The following is a 22,336-nucleotide window of genomic DNA, read 5'->3' as shown; positions in this document are numbered from 1 at the left end:
CGCTCTCACAACCCTGCCGACGAACGTTACGACCCAGCGTCGGCAGTGTCAAAGAACCGGTCTTGACACCTCGCCGACCGGAGCGGGAACCTGGTTGGGAGAGCGCTCTCCAAGCCGGTTCCCCACGTCGGCAGGAGGACAAAGGTGTCCAGAAAACTCAGCGCACTAGCGGCGGCGGCCGCCCTGGTGACGGCGTTCGTCGTCGTCACCCAGGCCCAAGCGGACGACCTGGTCACGCACCACGAGTTCCAGGCGAACTGCTCGGTCACGCACCACCTCCCGGACGACCCGATCGTCTTGCCGGGACTGCCGGGCGCGTCGCACCTCCACACGTTCCTTGGCAACCCGACCACCAACGCCCGCACCACCACCGACTCGTTGCGAGCGGGCCAGACCAACTGCAAGACGCCCGACGACAAGTCCGCGTACTGGTTCCCGTCGGTCTACAACGGCGACCAGCTCATCCCGCCGGACTTCCCGCAGGTCATCTACTACAAGTCGGGCATCCTGAAGTACCAGGACGTCGTGCCGTTCCCGCCGGGCATCCGGTTCGTGGTCGGCAGCCCGAGCGCCACCCAGGAGCAGTTCCGCACCGCCCCCGGCGCCGTGGAGGGCTGGGAGTGCGGCGACAGCTTCCACAACTACGACATCCCCGCCTGGTGCCCGCCCGGCACCCAGCTCAACATCCGGTACCAGGCCCCCAGCTGCTGGAACGGCCGCGACCTCGACTCGGCGGACCACAAGTCACACATGGCCTACCCGGACCGCGCCACCCTGGTCTGCCCGTCGTCACACCCGGTCGCGGTGCCGATGCTGGAGTTCAAGATGGCGTTCCCGGTGTCCGGTGACATGTCCCGCGTCCGGCTGTCCAGCGGCCGCGGCTACACCTGGCACTACGACTTCATGAACGCCTGGGACGCGCCGACCCAGGCCGCGCTGGTCCGCCACTGCGTGAACGGTGGCCTGCAGTGCGACCCGCGTGGATATGATCTGTACAAGCCACACAGGGGTGCCGCGCTCGGACCGGACTACCGGTTGCCGAGGTAGCGTTCTCCCCTTCCATGCACCCCAGGGCGGCGCGTGCCCTGGGGTGTTCCTTTTGCGCATCAACGCCCGCCGCACAACGCCCTGCCACACAGAACAACGGGCGCCGCGACCGAGGTGGTCGCGGCGCCCGTCAGGCGCTCACACCGCTGTCACATCAGGGGTAGCTCACGACGTACCGGACCTGGTTTGCCAGGTCCGCCTGCCCACCCGTGCCGTTGATGACGTTCGCGATCGTCCCCACCCCGCCGAGCGACACCGCGACCAGGTGCGTGAACCGGACTCCTGGCCTGTTCGGCGCCTCGAAGCCGTTGTCGGTCACGATGCTCGGATCGGCCTGGTTGAAGGCGTACACGCCGACGCCGAACGCCTGGTGGGTGGTCACGTTGTCCGAGACCTTGTACCCCGCCCAGCCGCGCTTGGAGCCGTTCATCCACGCCGCCTGGTTGGGCGGGTCGTACGGCAGCTCGTTCTGGTAGAGGTAGACGCGGCCGCCGTTGCCGTTCCAGATCAGGTTGTGCTGCTGGTAGTGCTCGACGAACAACCCGTACGCGATCACGTTGTCGCCGTTGACGACCACGCCGTTCTGGCCGGGGTTGGCCGTCCAGCTGACGCCCTCGCCGTGGTCGGCGCGCCACACCCAGGTGTGGTCGATGATCGTGTGCTGGCTGTTGACGCGCATGCTGACCGTCGCCTTGCCGGCCTGCGAGCCACCGACGCGCAGGTACACGTCGTGCAACGAGGTCGGGTTCGCCGCGTGCGAGGTGGCGCCGGAGTCACCGATCTCCAGCAGCACCGGGGAGTTCCGCACGCCGGCGTCGACCAGGAACCCGGCCAGCTTCACACCGTCCACATCGGACGTCGTCAGCGCGGCCCTGCCCGTGGTGGGCGTCAGCGTCGCCAGGCCCAGGCCGAGGACCACGGTGTTCGGGCGGGTCACCCTGATCGTGTCGTCGAGCTGGTGGATGCCCGGCGTGAGCAGCAGGTGCTTGCCCTGCGTCAGCGCCGCGTTGATCGTGGCGGCCGGGGTGCCGGGCTTGACGATGAAGAAGTCCGCCAGCGACACCGACGTGCCGGGGTTGCCGTTCTCCCAGCTCGTGCCGCGCGAGTTCTGGCGCAGCGCGGGCAGGAAGACGCGGTACTCACCGGAGCCGTCGAAGTACAGGTACGGCTTCTCCCGCGTCACCGGCGAGGTGTCCACGGTCGTGTGCGACGGGTTCGGGAAGTGGTTCGCGGGTGCGCCCTGGGTGCCGGCGAAGACCATGTTCCACACCGACCCAGACCAGCCGCCCGCCAGGTTGCTGTTGCGGGTCAGGAACTGCTGCTGCGACCCCGAGATCACCGTGCCGTCGATCTTGCTGTCCACGATCAGGCCGCCGCTGGCCCAGCCGTCGTAGCCGTTCCACAGGTGCGCCTGGCCGCGCAGGTGCATCCGGCGGTACGCGGTGGCCTGCGAGACCGCCCAGCGCTCGATCTGGTTCGCGGGCAGCGTCACCGACAGGTTCTCCGCGCCGCGCCAGAAGTTCTGGGTCGCGTTGCCGAGGTTGTTCGGGTCGTCACCCTGCTGCAACCAGTCGGCCTCGACCCGGATGTGGCCGTTGATGTTCACGTCGTCCGGCATCAAGCCGAGACCGACGATCTGCGTGTAGAACCGCAGGTTCACATCAGCGTTGTACGAACCGGGCTTGAACAGCACGGCGTGGCGCTGCGGACCGAACTGGTTCGTCTTCATCTGCGCGGAGATCGCGTCCAGGCGCGACTGCATCTCCGCCTGCGACGAGCCCGGCCCGTAGACGTACACGTTCGGCCCGAAGTCCGGGTTGCGCGGGTCCGTCGGCGTCACACCGGGCGTGTCCGGGGTGGTGGCGTTGACGCTCAGCTCCCACAACGAATAGCCGTAGCCGGTGCCGCGCTGGGTGCCCAGCACCCGCACGTACCGGCCGGTCCCGGAGACGTCGAGCGCCTGCGTGCCACCGGTTCCGCTGGTGGTCGAGTAGACGCTGCGCCACGAACCGGAGTCGGCGGCGTTGTCGCTCACCTGCACCTGGAAAGCCCTGCCGTACGCGCCTTCCCAGCTCAGGGAGACTCGGCAGACCTGCTGCGTGGAGCCGAGGTCGACCTGCAGCCACTGCGGGTCGGAGAACTGCGACGACCAGCGGGTGCCCGCGTTGCCGTCGACCGCGGCCGAGGCCGGCGTGCCGCCGTTCTCGGTCGAGGACGCGGTGGCCGGGCGGTTGAGTGCGACGTTGGAGGTACCGCACGCGGCGGCACCGGCTGAGGTCGAGGTCGTGGCGCTGACGGTGGTCACGAGACACAGAGCGGCGGCGGAAAGCGCGGCCGCCCTGGACAGGGGTATGCCCATGATCCTGCCTGACACGTAGGGGCGTGGAGCCCGGGACGGTTGGCGACCGGTCGCCGTGAGAGCGCTCTCCCAGACGTTAACGCCGCGTGTCGGACAGGTCAATCAAGCGGAGGCGCGGACGACGAGTTCCGGTTCGAAGATGACGGATCTCGGCCGTTGTCCCGGTTCTTCGAGGTCGGCGAGCAGCAGTTCGGCCATCGCGGCGGCCATCCGCTCGACCGGCTGGCGCACGGTCGTGAGCTGCGGGCGGCACGCGAGCGCCGGTGCGCTGTCGTCGAACCCCACGACCGCCACGTCGTCGGGGACGCGCAACCCGTGCGCCTGCACGACGAACACCGCCGCCTGCGCCATCAGGTCGTTCGCGGCGAACACGCCGTCGAGGTCGGGGTGCTCGGTGAGCAGCCTGGTCATCGCGGCCTCACCGCTCTGCGCGGTGAACCCGCCCTCCGCGGTCGGCACGTACGGGAAACCGTGGCGCGCCATGGCGTCGCGGAACCCGGCGAGCCGGTCCTGGCTCGCCAGCACGTCGAGCGGCCCGGAGATGGTGACGATCTCGGTCCGCCCGGACGCCACCAGGTGGTCGGCCGCGAGCCGCCCGCCCGCGCGGTGGTCCATGTCGACGTAGCTGACCGGCGTCGGCGTGCCGGGCCTCGCGTAGAGCACCGACGGCACCCCGGCCGCCATCAGCCTGGCCGGCAACGGGTCCGCGGGGTGCGTGGTGACCAGCAGGGCGCCGTCGGCACTGCCCTGCCGCAGGAACTCGACCACCTCGGTCCGCGCGGGCTCCGAGTCGGCGAGCATGAGCACCGGGTGCACGCTGTGCGGGCGCAGGAAGTCGACCACCCCGGCGGTCACCCGGCCGAAGAACGGGTCGGTGAAGACGTCCGATCCCCCGCCGGCGCCGGAGATCACCAGCGCGACCGTGCCGGTGCGCCGCGTGACGAGAGACCGGGCCGCCCTGTTCGGCGAGTACCCGGTCTGCTCGATCGCGTTGCGCACCGTCTCCTGGAGGTGCGGATCAACGTTGCGGGTGCCGTTGACCACACGCGACACCGTCGCACGTGAGACACCCGCAACTCTGGCGACGTCCTCCAGCGTGGGCGCGCTCTTGCTCATACACCGGTTGTACCACGCTGGGAGAGCGTTCTCCCAACATCAAGAACCGATACGAACGTCCTTGATCGCACCGCGCCAGTGGTCGACGTTCTGACCGTTGTACTTGGCCCGGCCGACCGTGAACGCGCCGGTGCTCTCGATCGCCGGTCCGGCGGTCGCGGTGGCCACCAGCGCGCCGTCCAGGTAGAGGCGGATCTCGCCGCCCCTGCGCTCACCCTTCAGCTCGTACCAGCGGCCGACCTCCGGCACGACCTCGTACCGGGCCCGGTTGCCGCCCGGCGTGCTGAACGCGAACGCGCCCTGGCCGTACTGCAGGTAGAACGGGTTCTCCGCCTGACGGCCGTCCTGGCTGACGGCGGTGGCGTAGTTGGCAGGCACCTCGTCGAGCCGCACCTTCGCCGACACCGTGTAGTCCTTGGTCGTGTCGACCACCGGGCCGTAGGTGTCCGCCGAGCCGTTGCGGAACTCGAGCGCGCCGTCCTTCCAGGTGGCACCGGTCGGGCTGAGCGTGAGCGGGTTCTTGCCGGTCGAGTCCTCGGCCGTCGAGCCCTTGGTCTCGTTCAGCTTCCACTCACCGCTGCCCGCGTACGGGTACGGCTTGCCCGCGTTCGCCCCGGCCTCGATGACCCGCCGGTTGATCTCGCGGACGGGACCAGGATCGACCTTGAGGCGCTTGCGGTCGTAGGTCCAGAGCCCGTTGAGCTCGCCCTCCAGGTCGGTGACCTGCGTGTAGACCGACGCGGACATCTCCGCGCGGGCCTGGCCCAGGTAGAACGTGCGGGTGTTGTCGACGTACTTCGCCGTCAGCGCCGCCTTGTCCGCCACACCGCTGTAGATCGCGATCGGCGCACCCGGCCACTGGTGGCCCGGCGTGCGCAGCGTGAAGCCGCCGTGCTCGCCGTCCATCACCACGCGCTTGCCGTCCGGACGGGCCGGGTCGGTGTTGTTGTAGTCGTGGTGGTCGATGACGTCGCCCTTGCCGCTGTCACCCTTGGAGGCGCAGCAGTTGACACCGCTGTGGGCGTTGACGATCCGGCTCGGGTCGGCGGCCTTGACCTCGTCGGCGATCTGGCCGGTCACGGTGCGGTCCCACTCGCCCCAGCCCTCGTTGAACACGATCCAGGAGTAGATCGACGGGTAGTTGTGCAGCTGGTCCATCAGCTCGCGGCCCTCCTTGACGAAGGCCTGCTGCGCGACCGGGTTGTTCCCGTCCTCCAGCGACACGAAGTCCTGCCAGACCAGCAGTCCCAGCCGGTCCGCGTGGTAGTACCAGCGGGCGGGCTCGGCCTTGATGTGCTTGCGGACCGAGTTGAAGCCGAGGTCCTTCTGCGCCTTGAGGTCGAAGACCAGCGCCTCGTCGCTCGGCGCGGTGTTCAGGCCGTCCGGGTAGAAGCCCTGGTCGAGCTGCATCAGGTTGAAGATCGGCTGGCCGTTGAGCGTGAGCTTGGGCGTGCCGCCGACGTTCGCGATGCCGGTGGAGCGCATGCCGAAGTAGCTCTTGACCTTGTCCCTGCCGAGCGTGATGTCGAGCTTGTAGAGGTACGGGTCGTCCGGCGTCCACAGGTGCGGGTTCGGCACCGGCAGTCTGAGGTTCGTGTTCGCCGGTCCGGTGACCGTGCCGACCTGCCTGCCCCTGTCGTCGCGGGCGACCGCGGTGACGGTGGCGGTGCCGGCCGACTTGACGTTCACCGTGAGCGAGCTGGACGCGAGGTCGGGGGTCGTCTTGATCTCGTCGATCCCCTTGTCCGCCACCGGCTCCATCCACACCGTCTGCCAGATGCCCGACGACGGCGTGTAGAAGATGCCGCTGGGGTTGCGCGACTGCTTGCCCTTGGGCTGGTGCGGGCCGGTGGTGTCGGTGACCGCGACGACGATCTCCTGCTCACCGCGCCTGAGCACGTCGGTGATGTCCGCGCTGAACGCCGTGTAACCACCGGTGTGCTCGGCGACCAGCTTGCCGTTGACCCACACCTTCGCCTGGTAGTCGACCGCGCCGAAGTGGAGCTTCAGCCGCTGCCCGCTGCCGATCCGCCAGTCGTGCGGCACGTTCACGGTCTTGCGGTAGAACATGTGGTCCTCGTGCCGCTCGAGCCCGGAGAGCTGCGACTCGATCGGGAACGGGACGACGACCTTCTCCGGCAGCTTCTTGCCGAACGTGGGCTGCTGCCCCGCCGTGGCCGCGGAGAACTCCCACGGCCCGTTGAGGTTCAGCCACTTGTCACGCTCGAGCTGCGGCCGCGGGTACTCGGGCAACGGGTTGCGCGCGTCGAAGTTCTCGCCCCACGGCGTCCTGAGCCGCTCGGTGGAGACGTTGCCGGTCGTGCGAGCGGTCTTCCCGACCTTCTGGCCGTCGACCGCGAGCGCACCCGCGCCGTCGTAGTAGATCCGGACCCGCTGACCCTTCAGCACGCGCTCGCCCAGCCGGATCGTGGCCTTGGTGCGGCTCGTGGTGATGAGCGAGATCGGGAACGGCGTGGCGTCGACCTCGATGCGCAGGTGGTCCTTGAGGTCGTTCGTGCCGGTGACGCGGCCGCCGAAGTCCGCGGTGAGCGTGCGGCCGTCCTTGGAGACCTCCGCCGTGCGCGGCACGACCTGGAAGTCCGACGGCGGCGTGAACGCGGACTCCGGCACCAGCTGCTTCGGCGTGTTCGCGCTCGACCAGCGCAGGAACATGTTGGCGCCGCCGACGTCCTGGAACATCTCCAGCTTGAAGGCGTACTGCCGCCCGGCGGTGAGCGTCACCGGCGCACTGGTCTGCTCGCGGTCCCAGTCGGGCACCCAGTGGTCGATCACGGGCTTGTCGTCGATCAGCAGCCGGAACCCGTTGTCGCCGATGGCGTAGAACGTGTAGTCGCCGGTCTGCGGCACCGCGATCTGCCCGGTCCAGCGCGCGGTCGTGTGCTCGGTGCGGCCGTTCAGAAAGCCGAACACACCGGTCAGGTCACCCTGGTTGATGTCGGCGTCGAGCACGGTGCCGCCCAGGTCGGCGAAGTCCCGCGCGCCCGGCGCCGACATGCTGAAGTACTCGCCCTTCAGGCCGTGCACGGGCGCGGCGGACTGCCCGGCGGCCTCCTCGGCGATCGCCGGCGGTGTTCCCGGCATCAGGCCCAGTGTGAGCAGCAGGGCGACGAGTGCGGGGGCGGCTTTCCTCATCGGCGAGATTCCCCTTCGGTTTTACAACGTTGTAAGACGCTCGCCTATATCCACGCACACGGTTCGGAGTCCTTGCTACGGCCGTTCGGAGGTATCGGGCATGTCAAACCGGACAAGTTGCGGCGAGTCGACGGTCAACTGCAGGACTTCCCGGCTGGGAGGGCCTGTCCGGTCAGCTCACGGCGCCCTTGATCGCGTCGAGGTGCGACCGGATCGCGGAAATGTACTGGGACGGGGTTTTCGCGTTCTGGCACAGCACGATGGCCTTGCAGTCGGCGTCGAACGTCACGACGGCGCCCGGCCCGGGGTCGTCGCCGGCGTTGTACCCGTCCAGCTCGAAGTCCTGGTGGGGCTTGGCGGCCTCGTCGGCGAAACCCCTCCAGTTCTGCGCGTGGACATCGCTCTTGTCGCCGTACCCGGGAAAGGGGGGTTCCGGCGGGGTGAGCAGGAACAACCGTCGGTGCGCGTTCGCCTTTTCGATCACCGCCAGCTCGTAGCGCAGCTGCCGGTACGGGTGCGGGAACGTGATGACGCAGAGCGAGTTCTCCACCAGCGAGGCGAACTGTTCTCGCCACTCCTTGTCGGGCGTGTAGGCCGCCGTACCGCCGTGCTGGGGAAGGCGGTCGTGCAAGTTCCCCATCTGCTGCCAACGTCCCAGCAGCTCCTTGACGGTGGGCTCCAGGAACTCGGCGAACGAGGCTCTGCCGCGGCGGAACCGGTTCGGCTTGTAGGTGATGCCGAGCTCGTCGTTCACCTTGTGGTTCACGGACGTGTACGCGAACAGGTCGAGCTCGCGGTGGAACCCGCGGATGTAGACCACCGCACCGGTCTCGAGAACGACCTCCCTCTCCTCTTCCGCTTTGCGCTTGCGCAACGCCGCGTCGAGGAAAAGGCTTGCCAGGACGATGAAGGGCAGGATGAGGTTGTGCGCCTGGGCTTCCAGCACGTTCTGCGGACCACCGGTCAGGTGGATGACGCCGAGGCCCACCGGGACCGCGAGGGTGAGCGCTTTGCCGATCGTGAAGAACGGCATCGAGGACTTCCTGTCCCCCGGCGTTCTGGACCGCCTCGGCCTGGTCGTGAGGATCAGGACGGGCACGGCCAGCACGGCACCACCCACGATCGTGAGCAGCAGGATGTCGCGGACCGGGACGTCGTCCATCGCCACGACCAGGTGGAACGGCGCGCCGGACAGGGACGACGTGATCACCGCGAAGCCTCCAACGCCTGAGCGGCCCGTTCGCGCGAACGGGCCAGGTGGACGGTGCTCCCCAGGGCCTCGTTGAGTTCGACGGCACGCCTGTGGCAGACGAGCGCGAACCGGTGCCGTCCCAACGACGACAACGCGAGCCCCATCGCGTCGAGGGCCTGTGCTTGGCCGTAGCGGTCGCCGAGCCCCCGGAACAGCCGCAACGCCTTGCCGTGCAACACGACCCCGCTTTCCAGCGACCCCTGCGCGGTCCGCACCCGGCCGAGCAGGTTGATCGTGCTCGCCTGCCCCGCCACGTCGTCGCGGGCGAGGTAGATCCGCAAGGCGGCGGTCGCGTCGTCGCACGCCTCCCCCGGCCTGCCCGCGTACAGGTGGCTGCCGGCTCTGCCGTTGAGGCAGTTGGCCTCGCCGTGGGCATCGCCGCAGCGGCGGTAGTTCTCCAGCGCGGACGAGTAGCACTCCGCCGACCGCTCCGGCTCGCCGAGCTCGGCGTACGCCCGTGCCATCGACTGCAGCACGCGGTTCTCGGCTGCCACGTCGTCCAGCACCCTGACGGCCTTGAGCGCCGTGGTGTGGCAGTCGACCCAGTCCTGCCACCGGCCGTGCAGGTGCAGGAAGTTCGTGAGCGCCCACGGGATCATCCACGCGTGGGCAAACGCTTTCTGGTCGAACGCGACGCGCGCGGCGGCGAGCAGAGCCGTGATCTCGGCCGCGAACCAGTCGACCGCCTCGGCGTAGCTCTCCACCGCGGGGAAGACCATCCCGGCGGGCGGAGCCGGCGCGTCGATCGGTCGCCGGTGCGAGTTCAGGAGACGGTCGGCGCGAAGCGCGGTGTGCAGGGCGTACTCCAGGAAGCCGGCCATCGCCGTGCGGCGCACCTCGTCCGAGTCGACGGCCGCGCACCGTTCCCCCGCGAACGCCCGGAGCAGGTCGTGGAAGCGGTACCGGCCGGACTCGGCGAGCAGCAGGTTGTGCGACGTGAGCTCGCGCAGGTGAGCGTCGGCCGTCCGGACGGTCAGCCCGGTCACCGCGGCCGCGCCCTCGACGGTGAAGGAGTCGCCGGGCCACCGGCTCGTCAACCTCGCCGTGCGGGCGGCTCCGTCCGACAGCAAGTCGAACGAGCTCGCGACAACGGCTCGCAGATCGGCGGCGGGGATGTCCAGCCGCAGACCGTGGCCGCGCAGCTCCCCGGCGAACCGCTCCAGGTCCATCCCGGGGTGCTGCACGGCCGATGCGGCCGCGATCGACACGGCGAGTGGCAGGTCGGCACACTTCTCGGCGAGCTGGAGAACCGCGGGGTCCCCGGCCCGCCCGGCACCGAGGTAGTTCTCGAACAGCTCCAGCGACTCGGCCCGCGTCAACGTGCCCAGCCGCAGGACCTCCACGCCGTACAACGCGTGCAGCGCAGCAGGACTGCGACGAGTGGTGACGACCACGAAACAACCGTCACCGGGCAGCAGCGGTTCCACCTGCCCGCTGTCCCTGGCGTTGTCGAGCACCAGCAACAAGGAGCGGCCGTGCACCAGATCGCGGAACAGGGCCATCCGCTCGTCGCTGTCCTGCGGCACCGCGCCGGGAGGCACCCGCAACGCGGACAACAACGCCAGCGTGGCCCGCTCACGGCCGACCGCAGGCCGGCCCGGCGTGAATCCGTGCAGGTTGAGGTAGATCTGCCCGTCGGGGAACAGCCGGTCGGCGACGTCACGAGCCCACCGCGTGACGAGGCAGGTCTTGCCGACCCCGGGCGCTCCTTCGACCACGCACAGCCGGTTTCCTCGTTCGGCCGGGGCGTCCGCCAATGCCGTCAGCGCCGCGAGAGCGTCCGACCTGCCGACGAAGTGCCTGCTGGTGGCAGGTAGTTGGCGGGGAACGTGGTAGCTCTGCGCGGTGGCCGGGTACAGGTGGACGTCCCCGTGCACGGCGCCGGTCTGGACCACCGGTCCGACACGTGTCCCGTCCACGCGGTTTCTGACCGCACCTGATCCGTCGTCCACATTTCCCATCATCCACAACAATGCGCAGAAATCCCGTGCGTCACTCCTGTGGGTCAGCTCTGCGATACGGGCGACTGATTGCTCCGTCATTTGTGGTGCTCGCACGGAAATCAGTCCTCGTCGAATCGAATTCGCCGTCCGGGTCGTCGGGGCGAGGTCGACTCCGCTCGCCCGGTTGGCCGGCGCCCGGGTCACAGGACGCAACGGGTGCCTTCGGGTGGTGTCTTCAGCTCGACCAGGTACGCGAGGACGGTGTCGTCGATGCACGCGTTGCCGCCGACCAAGGAGACGCCGTGCTGATCACCCTCGACGGTCAGCAGGCTGCCGCCGAGTGCTTCGGCCAGCTCGACCCCGGCCTGGTGCGGAGTGGCCACGTCCCCGGTGGTCGACACGGTCAGCGTCGGCGGCAGGTCGGCGCCGCCGGAGAGCCAGGGGCCGGTCCTGGACGGCGGCTTCGGCCACGCCGCGCACACGTGGTGGCTCTGCTCGACCGGCGTGCCGTCGTCCACGACGGGTGCGGCCTCACGGATCCGGCGGAGCACGTCGGTCTGCTCGGCCGGCGTGCGACGGGGCCAGTCCATGCACCGGATCGCCAGGAAGCTGTCGAGCGTGCCGTTGTAGCGGCCGTCCGGTTCGCGGCCGGTGATCTGGTCGCGCAGCGAGAGCAGGATGTCGCCCCGGCCCGCGGCCAGTTCGGTGAGCCCCTTGATGAACCGGGGGCTCAGAGCCTCGGCGCGCATGCCGGCCAGTGCGGCGATGACGGCGTCGGCGTGGCTCAGGCCGCGGCCGTCGGTGGTCGGCGCGGGCCTGTCGGCCAGGGGCCGCGTCAACGCCTGGAACCTCTCGGTCGCGCGGGCCGGATCGGTCCCCAGTGGACAGTCCGGAGCCTTCGCGCATTCCTGGGCCAGCCGGGTGAAGCTCTCCTGGCCTGCCGCGGCCTGCGCGATGGTCATCTCGATCGGGGTCTTGCCCGGGGAGATAGCACCGTCGAGGACCAGCGCGCGCACCTTCTCCGGGAACGCCTCCGCGTAGACCCCACCCAGCTCGGTTCCGTAGCTGTAGCCGAGGTAGGTCAGCTCGTCGTCGCCGAGGACGGCCCGCAGCACGTCCATGTCCCGCGCGGTCTCCCTGGTGCCGACGCTGGTGAGCGCGTCCTCCCCTCCCGCGCTCGCCGCGCACCGCCGCACGATCTCCCGGGCCTGCTCCTCGCCGGCGGCGCTGTCCTGGTCCAGCACGCTGTCGAGGCCCGTGACGCGCTCGTCGTCCTCGGCATCGGTGAAGCAGTCCAGGTGGGGCAGCGACGCGCCCACACCGCGGGGGTCGAACCCGATGACGTCGAACCGCTGCCCGAGCGTCCCCTCGGTCCACAGCGGTTTCGACGCGGCCATCGCGGCGACGAAGTTCATCCCCGAACCGCCGGGACCGCCGGGGTTGACGAACAGCGACCCGATCCTGTTGCCACTGGCCGGGATCCGCAGCACGGCGACCTGGCCGCGAGCGCCGCCGGGGTTGTCGTAGTCCACGGGAACCTGCACTCGCGCGCAGTCCAGGCGCTTGTTGGCGAACAGCTTCTCGTCGGTGGCCGTCGTCGCGAAGGGGCCGCACGGTTCGAACGCGATCCGCTGGTCGTGGAACTCGGTCAGGTCCGGTGGAGGCGGCGGGACGGGCGGGGACGGTGTGGTGCAGGCGCCCACGAGGACCAGCAACGCGGCTCCCACGACGAACAGCCTCGAGCGCGTACGGAACACAGGAACTCCTTACCTCGTGGTGATTTGCCGCATCGACGCTAGGACCGCCGGGTGCTCGGGCGGATCCGTCGCCGGGCTCGCGACACCTGACCGAAGTCGGAGCCGGGACTCCGTCTTCGGTGGGAGGCGGCGGGGGCGGTGGCCTGTCTAGGCTCGGCACCGTGAACGACACAGCGGACAGCCGGCTCCGGGACCGGGTCGCCGACGGTGGGCTGTTCGCGTTCGCGGTTTCGGCCGGGGTCACGCTGGTGGTTCTGCGGCGGGAGATCGGGCCGATGCCACCGGACTGGATCTTGACCGCCGACATCGCCGCCGGGGCACTCGGCTGCCTCGCACTCTGGTGGCGACGCCGCTGCCCGACGGTGCTGGCCACCGTCCTGGTGGTGCTGACCACCTTCTCCGAGACCGTCTCACCCGCGGCGGTGGTCCTGCTGTTCACCGTGGCCATCCGCCGCTCGACAGGGGCGGTCGTGCTGCTCGCCGTGGGCAGCGTGGCCGCCCACTCGGTCTATCAGGTGCTGCGGCCGGAACCCATGCTGTCGACGTGGATGTTCGTGTCGTGGATCCTGTTGGTGCACTTCGCGGTCGTCGCGTCGGGTCTGCTGCTGCGCAGTCGCCGCCAGCTCATCGCGTCGCTGCGCGAACGGGCCGTCGCCGCCGAGGTCGAGGCCCGGCTGCGCACCGAGCACGCCAGGCTCGAGGCCCGCGAGGCCCTGGCCAGGGAGATGCACGACGTGCTCGGCCATCGGCTGTCCCTGCTCGCCATCAACGCGGGCGCCCTGGCCTTCCACCGCGCCGCCACGGCCGAGGAGACCCAGCAGGCCGCGGAGCTGATCAGGGAGAACGCCCACCGCGCGCTCAAGGACCTGCGCGGGGTCATCTCGGTGCTGCGCGCCCCGGACGGTGACGTGCCGCTTCCCGGCGTCACGGACATCGCCGAACTCGTCGAGGAAACCGCCCTCACCGGCACCGTCGTGCGGCTGCGCGACGAGCCGGGCGTGTGCACCGGCGCGTCGTCGGTTCCGGCGGCCTTGGGGCGCACCCTGTACCGGTTCGTGCAGGAGGCGCTGACCAACGCGCGCAAGCACGCTCCGGCCGCGCCGGTCGTCGTCACGATCACCGCCGAACCCGGTGCGCACCTGAGCGCGGAGGTCGTCAACGAGGCACCACGCGTGCGCCCGGCGACGGCACCACCCGGCTCCGGGGCGGGGCTGCGCGGCCTGGCCGAACGGGTCACCCTCGTCGGCGGCGACCTCCGGCACGGCCCGACTCGCACCGGCGGCTGGCGGCTGGCGGTGCGGCTACCGTGGCCGGCGTGACCGAGGAAGCACCGGGCGACGCCCCGGCCATCACGGTGCTGATCGCCGACGACGACCCGGTCGTGCGCTTCGGCCTGACCATGATGCTGCGCGGCGCCACCGACGTGCGGGTGGTCGCCGATGCGAGCGACGGCGCCGAGGCGGTCGAACTGGCCGCCCGCCACGCACCCGACGTGGTGCTGATGGACATCCGCATGCCCGGCACCGACGGCATCACCGCCACCGAGACCCTCCACGCCCGTGGCCACGCGCCCCAGATCGTCGTGCTCACCACCTTCGACTCCGACGCCCACGTCCTGCGCGCCCTCCGCGCGGGCGCGGCCGGCTTCCTGCTGAAGGACACCCCGCCCGAGGAGCTCGTCACCGCCATCCGCCAGGCGGCACAAGGCAGACCGGTGCTCTCGCCCGAGGTCACCCGCCGCCTCATCGACCGCGTCGCGGGCGCGGGACTCGGCCGCGACGCCCGCGCCGAAGCAGCACGCCGTCGTCTGAACACCCTCGCCCCGCGCGAACGCACCGTGGCCATCGACGTCGGCGCCGGGCGCTCCAACGCCGAGATCGCCGCCCGCCACCACCTGGGCCTGGCCACCATCAAAACCCACGTCTCGGCCATCCTCACCAAGCTGGACCTCGAGAACCGCGTCCAGATCGCCCTGCTCGTCCACGACGCCGACCTCGACCCGCAAGCGTGAGCCGGCCCTGACCGACCTTCCGACCGCACCGCGGTGAAGGGTGCCCGGACGACGGGTTGCGTGCCGGACCGGACCTCTACGTCACCGGGACTGACGTAGAGCGGTCACCCCCGGCGCCGCTGTGCGACCAGAACCCAGGCCAGGACGACGGCGATCGCCAGCGCACCGGCCGAAATCCCGATGTAGGCGTACACGCCGACCGCCGAGTTCACGACGGTCCCGACCACGACCACGTCGGTGGCGGAGAGCACGGCCGCGCCCACGAAGCTCATGACGACCGAGCCGGTCGCGCTCATGACCGACACCATGCTCGCGGTAACCGCCTGGCGCTCCGGCGGCGCGAGCACCGCCGCCATGGTGAAACCGGAGACCAGAAGCACACCGAGGCACAGGTTGAGCAGGACCGCGAAGGAGATCGCGCCGTAGAACGAGGAAGCGCCGGCGAACATCCCGACCGCGCCGGTGGTTCCGGCCACCACTCCCCCGGCCAAGGCCACCGAGGGGTCGAGGCGTGCGGCGACCCAGCCGGAGAGCAGTCCTCCGGCCATGATGCCGATGGCCGGGATGCCGAACAGCAGGCTCAGCGATCCCGTGGCGTCGAACCCGTACCCGAGACCTCGTTCCGCCGGTACCTGCGCGATGACGCTGAGGAGCTGGTCCATGCTCTGCACCGCGCCGGTGCCCAGCACGGTCACGAGGAGGGTGAAGACCAGTGCCCGGTCGAGGTTCCTGATGTCGATCACGGGCTCGGGCACCCGCCCGGCCGCCCTGACCCACGCGGCCAGGGCGGCGGCACCGCCGGCGAGCAGGGCGAGCGCACCAGGGCTGAACCAGCCGATGTCGCCTCCGAAGCTGATGAAGGCGAGCAGTGCGGTCACCCCGCCGCCGAAGAGCACGGCGCCGGCGACGTCGAGGCGTCCCGCCGTCCTGGTGGCCGGTTCCGGGACGAGGAACCGGATGAGGACCACGGCCACGACCGCGAGCGCCGCCGAGGCCAGGAACACCACGCGGAACCCGTGCTGGGCGACCAACTGTTCCACCGACACGTTCACGACGAGGCTCACGATGCCGGCGCCGGCGGTCACCGCGCCCACCGCGGTCATCGCGACCTTCGGCGTGCAGAGGTCCTGGACGAGTGCGACGGTGAGGAAGACCCCGGCCACCGCGGCGCCCTGCACCATCCGGCCCAGGACGAAGACCCACAGGCCGGGGGCCAGCAGGCAGATGAGCCCACCGCCTCCCGCGACGAGCAGTGCCGCCGTCAGCACCCGGCGTTTGCCGTGAACGTCGGCGCTCTTGCCGAACAACGGCGCCAGCATCGCCCCCGCCAGCATCGCACTGGAGCTGACCCACGCCGCCTGGTCGGTGTCGTAGTGGTCGAGGATCTGGGGCAACACGAGCATGGGGGTCACGACCACGGTGTCCGCCAGCACGTTGGCCAGGAGCAACACGGCGATCTGCCCGGCGAGACGGCGGTTCCACCGGCTGTGCGGCGGTGATGGGGGCGGATCGAGGACGCCAGGACCGCGGCCCCCGGACGCCCCGTCAGCGGAGGTCAACGCGACCCGCCGGGTAGGTGGTGCCGGTGAAGCCGGGGATCTCGACGAGCTCGGGCCGGTTTCCGTTGGCACTCAACTGGTCGAGCACGAACTGCAGGCCGGCGGTCGCGATCTGTGCGGCCGGGTCCTCCATGACGTAGCGGAGCCTGGTCACGATGGCCCGTTTGTCGTGGACCGACCGGACGCGCGGCATCGCGTTGACCACCTCGGTGGCGGGGTCGACCACGGGCGCCTGGTCGATCCTCTTCTCGAAGGCGGGGTGGTCCGGCCACATGAGACGGCTCATCTCGACCGACGACAGGCAGCCGTACCAGAACTTGCGGTACTGCGCCTCGGCCCGAGCGCAGACCTCGGCGTCGGCGAACTGCTCGGGTTCGAGGGTCGGGGCGGTCGGGGCGATGATCAGCCGGGCCGGGTCCAGCTCGTGGCCCGACGCTTCGTAGAGCAGCGGGCACACGTTGTTGGTCTGCCAGGTCAGGCCGGCGCTCGGGCGTCCGGCACCACCGGCGACGATCACCATCAGCCGCGCCCAGTCGATTGCCTGCTCGTGGAGCCACTTCAGGCTCCGGTGCACCGAGTCCAGTGCGGAGAGGGCGAAGGTCGCCGCCATCATGTCGTTGAACGGCACGGGTACCGCGTGCGGTCCGTCGCCTTCGAGCAGGTTCGCGCGCAGATACTCGAACGTCAGGAGCTCCGGGTTCTCCATCGCGCGTTCCAAGTAGTCCGCGGTGGTCGCACAGGTGTAGTCGACGAGATCGGCGATCTTCTCCTCATGCCCCCGCCACGCGGCGACCGCGACCTCGTCACGCCAGTACGAGACGCTGTTGAAGTCCTGGACGACGCGGCATTGCGCGACGAGCTCCTTGGCCGCGGTCTCCCAGCTGACGTCGCCGAGCTCGCGCAACCTCGCCAGGTAGGGAATCGTGAGGCCGAGGTGCGAGACCGCGGTGATCTCGAAGAACCCCCTGGTGCCCTTCCTGAAGTCGACCGACGTGGGCGGGCGTCCGCCGCCGGGGAACAGCACCAGGTCGGTGCCCGTCGCCAGCAGCAACGGGGAGTCGGAGTGGGCCTCGCCCAGCCGCCGCTGCAGGTTCTGGCCGATGCTGCCCGGCGCGGAGGTGAACATCTCGAACAACCGCATGAAGTGCGGGTTGGGTCGGTATCGCATGGCGTTCTCCTCGCAGGTTCAGGTCAGGCGTTGTCGAGCGAGAGCTCGTAGACGACGGTGTCCTGGCGGAAGCGCAGGTCCGGGGTGAGGCTGTTGGCGACGACCAGGAAGTCCCTGCCGTCGGCCTGGAAGTAGCTCGCGTCGGTGCCCCCGCAGGTGGGGAACTCCTCGACCACGTCGAACTTCCCGTTGTCCCACCTGTACAACTGCGACATCAGGTCGGTCCGGGGCGTGGGCGGGTTGCCCTGGACGAAGCAGACGCGGACGAGGTACAGGCCATCGCCGTGGCGGAAGAGCTCGAACTCGCGGCCGCCCTGGCCGCCGAGCGTCTGGTGCAGCTCGAAGAGCTCACCGTTCCAGCGGTGCAGCGTCGAGTCGCCGTTGATGCACGCGAAGGCGAGCCACTCGTCTCCGTCCTGCGTGAAGTGCTGGAAGCTCCGCCCGAACCTCTCGGCGAACGTCTGGTAGGGGACGAAGGAGGTTCCGTCCCAGCGGTACACGACACTGGGTGAGACGTGGTCGGCGTAGGCCAGGAAGTGGTGCGCGCCAACGCGGAAGTCGGCCCAGTTGTAGCCCCAGCGCCCACCCAGCACCTGGAACTCCCGCCACCGCCCGTCGATGCGCTCGAAGACGACCGAGCGTCCGTGGCCTTTGGGTGAGAGGCCGGGCATGGTCAGACCCTGGGCCAGCGCGAGGAACTCGCGGTCGCCCACCGCGAAGTGGTGCCACTGCTTGGCACCGAAGGTGGGCAGCGCCTCGTCGACGGTCCACTCCCCGTCGTCGTCCTCGCGGTAGATGAGCGAGTCGACGTCGGTCTCGTAGGGCCCCTTCCCGGTGCGGAGGTTGGCGAACGCCAGGTAGGTCCTGCCTCCGCTGCGGAAGCTCAGCGCGTCCTCACCGCTGGGGCAGGGCAGGCGGTCCACCTCGACGAACCGCTCCGCTTCCCAGCGGTACAGCAGCGCGTCGACGTCGGCGTTGCCGCCGTTCATGTCCGCGGGCCGGTCGGGCAGGTCCTCCGCCAGCTGGGGAACGACGAGGTGCAGCCCGCGACCGGTGCGGAAGACGTGCGCGCTCCGAGCGCCGGACGTCTTCAGACGCTGGTGGACCGCCAGGACCTTCGCGTTGGGGTGGCTTGCGCCGGCATGCCGCACGGCAGCTCCTTAACTAAGTTAATTGGATGCCGCCAGCGTTGCTTAACTTTGATAAGTTGTCAACCATGCCGAAGGGGATCTCGCGGGAGAAGGTCGTGGCCGCCGCGTTGGAGCTGCTCAACGAAAAGGGCATGGAAGGCGTCACCGTCCGCGCGCTCGCGGCACGTCTCGACGTCCGCGCACCGGCCCTGTACTGGCACGTGCGCAACAAGCAGGAGCTGCTCGACGAGATGAGCACCACGGTCCTGCGCCGGATCATGGAGGCGGCGCCGGCCGCCACCACGGACTGGCGCGACGGCCTCGCGGCCTACGCCCGCGTGCTCCGCGCCGAGTACCTGCGCCACCGCGACGGCGCCCGCATCTTCAGCGGCGCGCGGATCTCCGACCCCGAGGTGGTGCTGCTGAAGGAACCCCTGTACCAGCGCTGGACGGAGGCGGGGCTGACCCTCGCGGAGGCGGACGACGCCCTGGACCTGGTCGTCGCGTTCGTCGTCGGCTTCGTGATCGAGGAGCAGGAACGGCTCCAGTCGGCCGACGACGACCCCGCGCGGTACTCACTGCCGGAACGGGACGCCTGGCTGGGCGAGCGCGCACCGCTGGTCAAAGCCGCCGGGCACCTTCGTGATGACGGCGACCAGCGGTTCGAGCGCCACCTCGCCATGGTCCTGGACGGTGTGTCGGCCCGGTACGACAGGCGAACCAGCGGTACGGCCTGAGGGAACCCAGCGCCTGCGGGCCCGGCGGGCAGCGCTCGCCTCGCTTCTCACGTGCTGTCGGCTAAAAGATCGTCGACAGGAATCGGCGGATCACTGGAACCACCTGCTCGAGGTGTGTCTCGAGCAGCCAATGGCCGCCGTCCGTGAACACCAGCTCCGCCTTCGGGATGTCGCGCAGGTAGGCGCGTGCGGATTCCTCGGGCATGTAGCCGTCGTTCGGCCCCCAGACGATGAGCGCCTGCGGCTGATGTTCCCGCAGATACTCCTGATAGCGCGGGAACCATTCGAGGTTGTCCTTCAGGCCTTCCATCAGCTTGCGCACCAGGTCCCGCCGCTGCGGCGTGTTCATCAACGGCCAGTGGAGCTTCCACAGTTCAGGTGGAAACCGCGCGGCTTGTTCCTCGGACACCTCGCCGACGAACTCGGAGCGAAAACCCTCCTCGCTCACCGCTTCTTCGAGCGCTGCCCGATTGCTGTCCGACGGATCGCGCCAGTATTCCTGAAGTGGCTGGTACTTGGGTCCGAGCGTGTCTTCGTAGATGTCGCCGTTCTGGATGATGATCGCGGCCACGCGGTCGGGACGCCGGATGGCCAGCCGCAGGCCGATCTGCGAACCGTAGTCGTGCAGGTACAAGGCATACCGGTCAAGGCCCAGCTCGTCGCAGAAGGCTTCGAGAAAGCCCGCATAGGCGTCGAAGTCGAAGCCGAAGGCATCGGCCGGCGGCGTGTCGCTCAGGCCGAAGCCGGGGTAGTCCGGAGCCACCAGGCGCCACCGGTCCGCCAGTGCCGGCATGAGCCGCCGGTACTGGAACGACGAGCACGGGTAGCCGTGCGGGAGCAACAGCACAGGTGCGTCGCTCGGGCCTGCTTCGCGGTAGAAGATCTGCATCCCGTCGACGTCGACGAAGCGATGAGCTGTCGAGTTCGCATCGGCGGTCAGCGGCGAAGCTCCCTGCGGTGGTGTCGAACTGTGTTGGGTCATACAGCCATGCTGCACACCGAACCGGACAACCGCAGCGCGGGCGTTCGCCGTGGATCCGGCGGTGGCCCCGGTTCGAGCAGCTCCGGAGCCTCCCGGATCGGCTGCAAGACCTTTTCCACCGACTGGCTCACGCCCGGACGGTGGCCGAGACGGCCGCGGAACGGGAGCGGGCCAGGGTTTCCAGGAGCGGGGCGGTGCGGTGCCAGCCGAGGCAGGCGTCGGTGAGGCTCAGGTCGTGCCGTTCCGGGGTCTTCTGGTTGCCGTCGGCCAGGTAGGACTCGATCATCACGCCGGCGATGCCGCTGCCACCCGCCGCGACCTGGTCCGCCAGCGCGCCCCACGAGATCGTGTCGGCCACGTGGTGGGCCAGCAGCGGATCCACGAACTCGTAGGCCAGCGGCAGGCCGGTGGCCGCCGCCTCCACGAGGAACTGGCGGCCACGGCGCAGGCCGTCGCGATGTCGCCCTTGCCGTCGAGGGTGGGGTCGGTGAGGAAGCCGGTCCACCCCGCGACGGTGCGCGGCTTCTCCAGGTAGGCGCGCAGGACGAGCACCAGGTCGTCGGACAGGCGTCGGGCCTCCTGCGCGAGCAACGCGGCGTATTCGAGCGCGGCGTCGGTGTCGTGCACGGAACACGGTCCGACGACGACCAGCAGGCGCGGGTCGCGGCCGGACAGCACGTCCGACACCGTCTCGCGATGTCGTGCGACACCGGGTGCGTGGCGGTCAGGTCGGCGGGGGCGGGGATGAGGTCAAGAGGCATCGGAGGGTTTCCTCTCGGGCGCGGGGCAGTCCGGTGGCCGCGACGGCCGCGACGAGCACCATGCCGAGCACCCACCAGAAGGCGTCGGCGAAGGCGGCGGGCACGTCGGTGCCACGGGCTTGCAGCCGGTGTTCGAGCACGACGGCGAGCACCGCGGTGCCGACCGCACCGCCGACGGTGCTGAGCAGGTTCAGCGCGCTCGCGGCGCGCGGCAGACCGGCGGGCCCGATGCCGCGGTAGACCAGGGTCATGATGGGAGTGCTCACCAGCGGTGCACCAGGACCGCGTGCGAACAGCACGAACGCGATCAGCAGGTCGGGCAGACCGTGGTCGAGCTGGGTCAGCGGGACCGTGCCGACGGCGATGAGCAGGATGCCGATGAGCACGAGCGTGCGCGGTGCGACCGCGTCGACGAGCCTGGTCACCAGCAGCGAACCGAGCACCGCTCCCGCGCCCTGCGGCGCGAGCAGCAAGCCTGCCTGCAACGCCGTGAGGTCGGCCTGCAGGAAGAGCGGGAGCAGGAACAGGGTGCCGAAGACCGAGGCGCTGAGCACCGCCAGCCCCAGCGCCGCAGGGCCGAACGGCGGCCTGGTGAACAGGCGCGGGTCGAGCAGGGGCACGCGGGCGGTCCGCAGGCCGTGCACGACGAACAGGACCAACGCGGCCACTCCGACCGGCACGGCCACTACCCCGGCACCGGTGGTGAGGCCGTAGACGAGCGCGGCCAGGCCCGGTGTCAGCAGCAACGCGCCGCGCAGGTCGCTACCCTTAGTCAGCCGGAACTAGAGCATCGGTGGAGCGTCACGAAGATCACGCACAGAGCGTGGCGCCACCGTCGACGAAGAGGTTCTGCATCGTGATGTGCCGCGCGCGATCAGAGGCGAGGAAGAGCACCGCGTCGGCGACGTCAGCCGGATCTGCCAAGCGCCGCAACGGAATTCCGACGCGGAACGCGTCGAGGTCACCCGCGATCACCCGGTCCGCGGCGGCGTCGTCCGTCCACAGTTGACGCTGCATGTCGGTGTCCGTCGAGCCCGGCGAGACGACGTTGCACCGAATGCCGTAGCCGCCGAGCTCCAACCCTAGACACCGGGTGAGCATCGTGGCGGCGGCCTTCGACGCCGCATATGCCGCCATTCCCTTGCGCGGCAAGCCTCACCTAACATCGCGGGGAAGTCAACCAGGTGGTCACCCCGTGCACGCAGCCAACCTGGTGATCGAGGCGGGCAGGGTCGCGGCCGCCGGCACGTCCGGCGCGACCTGGGCCGGTGTGCTCCGCCACGACATGGGGCGCCTGGAGCTGATGTCGAGAACTACCAGAAAACGTTGGTACAGCTCATAAAGGAGACTGCGAGACTGAA

At 69.9% G+C, this 22,336-nt stretch carries 18 protein-coding genes and 1 pseudogene; 5 read left to right on the top strand and 14 right to left on the bottom strand.

Annotated features, from left to right (window positions below; genetic code table 11):
* Window positions 1-144: 144 nt before the first annotated feature.
* Window positions 145-1,047, top strand: coding sequence for a DUF1996 domain-containing protein (locus BBK82_RS31605; RefSeq protein WP_065918253.1), 903 nt, complete (start codon window positions 145-147; stop codon window positions 1,045-1,047).
* Between the two features lie 154 nt (window positions 1,048-1,201).
* Here BBK82_RS31605 and BBK82_RS31600 read toward each other — a convergent pair whose 3' ends face one another.
* The 6 genes from BBK82_RS31600 to BBK82_RS31575 form a co-directional block, all read right to left on the bottom strand.
* Entirely contained in the window at window positions 1,202-3,352 is a 2,151-nt protein-coding gene (locus BBK82_RS31600; RefSeq protein ID WP_418287461.1) for a discoidin domain-containing protein, read from the bottom strand.
* A 156-nt stretch (window positions 3,353-3,508) separates the two neighbouring features.
* Entirely contained in the window at window positions 3,509-4,522 is a 1,014-nt protein-coding gene (locus BBK82_RS31595; protein ID WP_065918251.1) for a LacI family DNA-binding transcriptional regulator, read from the bottom strand.
* A gap of 39 nt (window positions 4,523-4,561) precedes the next feature.
* Window positions 4,562-7,675 (bottom strand): PA14 domain-containing protein, encoded by a 3,114-nt coding sequence (locus BBK82_RS31590; protein ID WP_083268289.1) that lies wholly within the window; start codon window positions 7,673-7,675, stop codon window positions 4,562-4,564.
* A 172-nt stretch (window positions 7,676-7,847) separates the two neighbouring features.
* Window positions 7,848-8,885, bottom strand: a complete 1,038-nt coding sequence (locus BBK82_RS31585) for a hypothetical protein (RefSeq protein ID WP_065918250.1) — start codon at window positions 8,883-8,885, stop codon at window positions 7,848-7,850.
* A complete protein-coding gene (locus tag BBK82_RS31580; protein WP_065918249.1) occupies window positions 8,882-10,846 on the bottom strand; it encodes a tetratricopeptide repeat protein in 1,965 nt (654 codons plus the stop codon). The genes BBK82_RS31585 and BBK82_RS31580 overlap by 4 nt, the downstream gene beginning before the upstream one ends.
* Before the next feature lie 224 nt (window positions 10,847-11,070).
* On the bottom strand, window positions 11,071-12,627 hold the full coding sequence (locus BBK82_RS31575) for an alpha/beta hydrolase (RefSeq protein ID WP_065918248.1): 1,557 nt from the start codon (window positions 12,625-12,627) through the stop codon (window positions 11,071-11,073).
* Between the two features lie 161 nt (window positions 12,628-12,788).
* Here BBK82_RS31575 and BBK82_RS31570 point away from each other — a divergent pair, with 161 nt between their 5' ends.
* Window positions 12,789-13,946 carry a sensor histidine kinase gene (locus BBK82_RS31570; RefSeq protein ID WP_065918247.1) on the top strand — a complete coding sequence of 386 codons (1,158 nt, stop codon included), beginning with the start codon at window positions 12,789-12,791 and terminating at the stop codon, window positions 13,944-13,946.
* Window positions 13,934-14,638 (top strand): response regulator transcription factor, encoded by a 705-nt coding sequence (locus BBK82_RS31565; RefSeq protein ID WP_065918246.1) that lies wholly within the window; start codon window positions 13,934-13,936, stop codon window positions 14,636-14,638. The genes BBK82_RS31570 and BBK82_RS31565 overlap by 13 nt, the downstream gene beginning before the upstream one ends.
* 104 nt (window positions 14,639-14,742) lie before the next feature.
* On the opposite strand, the gene BBK82_RS31560 is transcribed toward BBK82_RS31565, so the two are convergent.
* From BBK82_RS31560 to BBK82_RS31550, 3 genes are all read right to left on the bottom strand, one after another.
* Window positions 14,743-16,089 carry an MFS transporter gene (locus BBK82_RS31560; protein WP_237047680.1) on the bottom strand — a complete coding sequence of 449 codons (1,347 nt, stop codon included), beginning with the start codon at window positions 16,087-16,089 and terminating at the stop codon, window positions 14,743-14,745.
* Between the two features lie 94 nt (window positions 16,090-16,183).
* On the bottom strand, window positions 16,184-17,365 hold the full coding sequence (locus BBK82_RS31555; RefSeq protein ID WP_065918244.1) for a DUF5624 domain-containing protein: 1,182 nt from the start codon (window positions 17,363-17,365) through the stop codon (window positions 16,184-16,186).
* A gap of 23 nt (window positions 17,366-17,388) precedes the next feature.
* Window positions 17,389-18,516: a hypothetical protein gene (locus BBK82_RS31550; protein ID WP_083268286.1), complete on the bottom strand. Its 1,128-nt coding sequence runs from the start codon at window positions 18,514-18,516 to the stop codon at window positions 17,389-17,391.
* A gap of 65 nt (window positions 18,517-18,581) precedes the next feature.
* Between BBK82_RS31550 and BBK82_RS31545 the strand changes: the two genes are divergently transcribed.
* Window positions 18,582-19,232 (top strand): TetR/AcrR family transcriptional regulator C-terminal domain-containing protein, encoded by a 651-nt coding sequence (locus BBK82_RS31545; RefSeq protein WP_065918243.1) that lies wholly within the window; start codon window positions 18,582-18,584, stop codon window positions 19,230-19,232.
* A 61-nt stretch (window positions 19,233-19,293) separates the two neighbouring features.
* Here BBK82_RS31545 and BBK82_RS31540 read toward each other — a convergent pair whose 3' ends face one another.
* The 5 genes and pseudogenes from BBK82_RS31540 to BBK82_RS31525 form a co-directional block, all read right to left on the bottom strand.
* Window positions 19,294-20,214 carry an alpha/beta fold hydrolase gene (locus tag BBK82_RS31540; RefSeq protein ID WP_083268285.1) on the bottom strand — a complete coding sequence of 307 codons (921 nt, stop codon included), beginning with the start codon at window positions 20,212-20,214 and terminating at the stop codon, window positions 19,294-19,296.
* 127 nt (window positions 20,215-20,341) lie between these two features.
* Window positions 20,342-20,500, bottom strand: coding sequence for a hypothetical protein (locus BBK82_RS54635; protein WP_237047679.1), 159 nt, complete (start codon window positions 20,498-20,500; stop codon window positions 20,342-20,344).
* Window positions 20,500-20,901, bottom strand: a complete 402-nt coding sequence (locus BBK82_RS47935) for a DAHP synthetase I family protein (RefSeq protein ID WP_071812712.1) — start codon at window positions 20,899-20,901, stop codon at window positions 20,500-20,502. The genes BBK82_RS54635 and BBK82_RS47935 overlap by 1 nt, the downstream gene beginning before the upstream one ends.
* A gap of 37 nt (window positions 20,902-20,938) precedes the next feature.
* Window positions 20,939-21,721, bottom strand: coding sequence for an MFS transporter (locus BBK82_RS31530; RefSeq protein ID WP_065918241.1), 783 nt, complete (start codon window positions 21,719-21,721; stop codon window positions 20,939-20,941).
* Between the two features lie 64 nt (window positions 21,722-21,785).
* Window positions 21,786-22,130 (bottom strand): annotated as a pseudogene (locus BBK82_RS31525) (SDR family oxidoreductase); the annotation flags it as partial.
* A gap of 40 nt (window positions 22,131-22,170) precedes the next feature.
* Here BBK82_RS31525 and BBK82_RS50745 point away from each other — a divergent pair.
* The gene (locus BBK82_RS50745; RefSeq protein WP_154697609.1) at window positions 22,171-22,317 is read left to right on the top strand and encodes a hypothetical protein; all 147 of its coding nucleotides are present in this window, start codon (window positions 22,171-22,173) and stop codon (window positions 22,315-22,317) included.
* Window positions 22,318-22,336 lie beyond the last annotated feature (19 nt).

The organism is Lentzea guizhouensis (assembly GCF_001701025.1).
In the GTDB taxonomy this organism is placed as follows: Bacteria; Actinomycetota; Actinomycetes; order Mycobacteriales; family Pseudonocardiaceae; genus Lentzea; species Lentzea guizhouensis.
Note: the sequence above shows the minus strand (reverse complement) of the source record. Positions and strands in the feature narration are given on the sequence as shown.

Bases quoted from the DNA above. Each gene is read 5' to 3' on its own strand.
- BBK82_RS31595 (WP_065918251.1), bottom strand. From the start codon at position 4,522: ATGAGCAAGAGCGCGCCCACGCTGGAGGACGTCGCCAGAGTTGCGGGT.
- BBK82_RS31590 (WP_083268289.1), bottom strand. From the start codon at position 7,675: ATGAGGAAAGCCGCCCCCGCACTCGTCGCCCTGCTGCTCACACTGGGC.
- BBK82_RS31555 (WP_065918244.1), bottom strand. From the start codon at position 17,365: ATGCGATACCGACCCAACCCGCACTTCATGCGGTTGTTCGAGATGTTC.
- BBK82_RS31545 (WP_065918243.1), top strand. From the start codon at position 18,582: ATGCCGAAGGGGATCTCGCGGGAGAAGGTCGTGGCCGCCGCGTTGGAG.
- BBK82_RS31540 (WP_083268285.1), bottom strand. From the start codon at position 20,214: ATGACCCAACACAGTTCGACACCACCGCAGGGAGCTTCGCCGCTGACC.
- BBK82_RS54635 (WP_237047679.1), bottom strand. From the start codon at position 20,500: ATGATCGAGTCCTACCTGGCCGACGGCAACCAGAAGACCCCGGAACGG.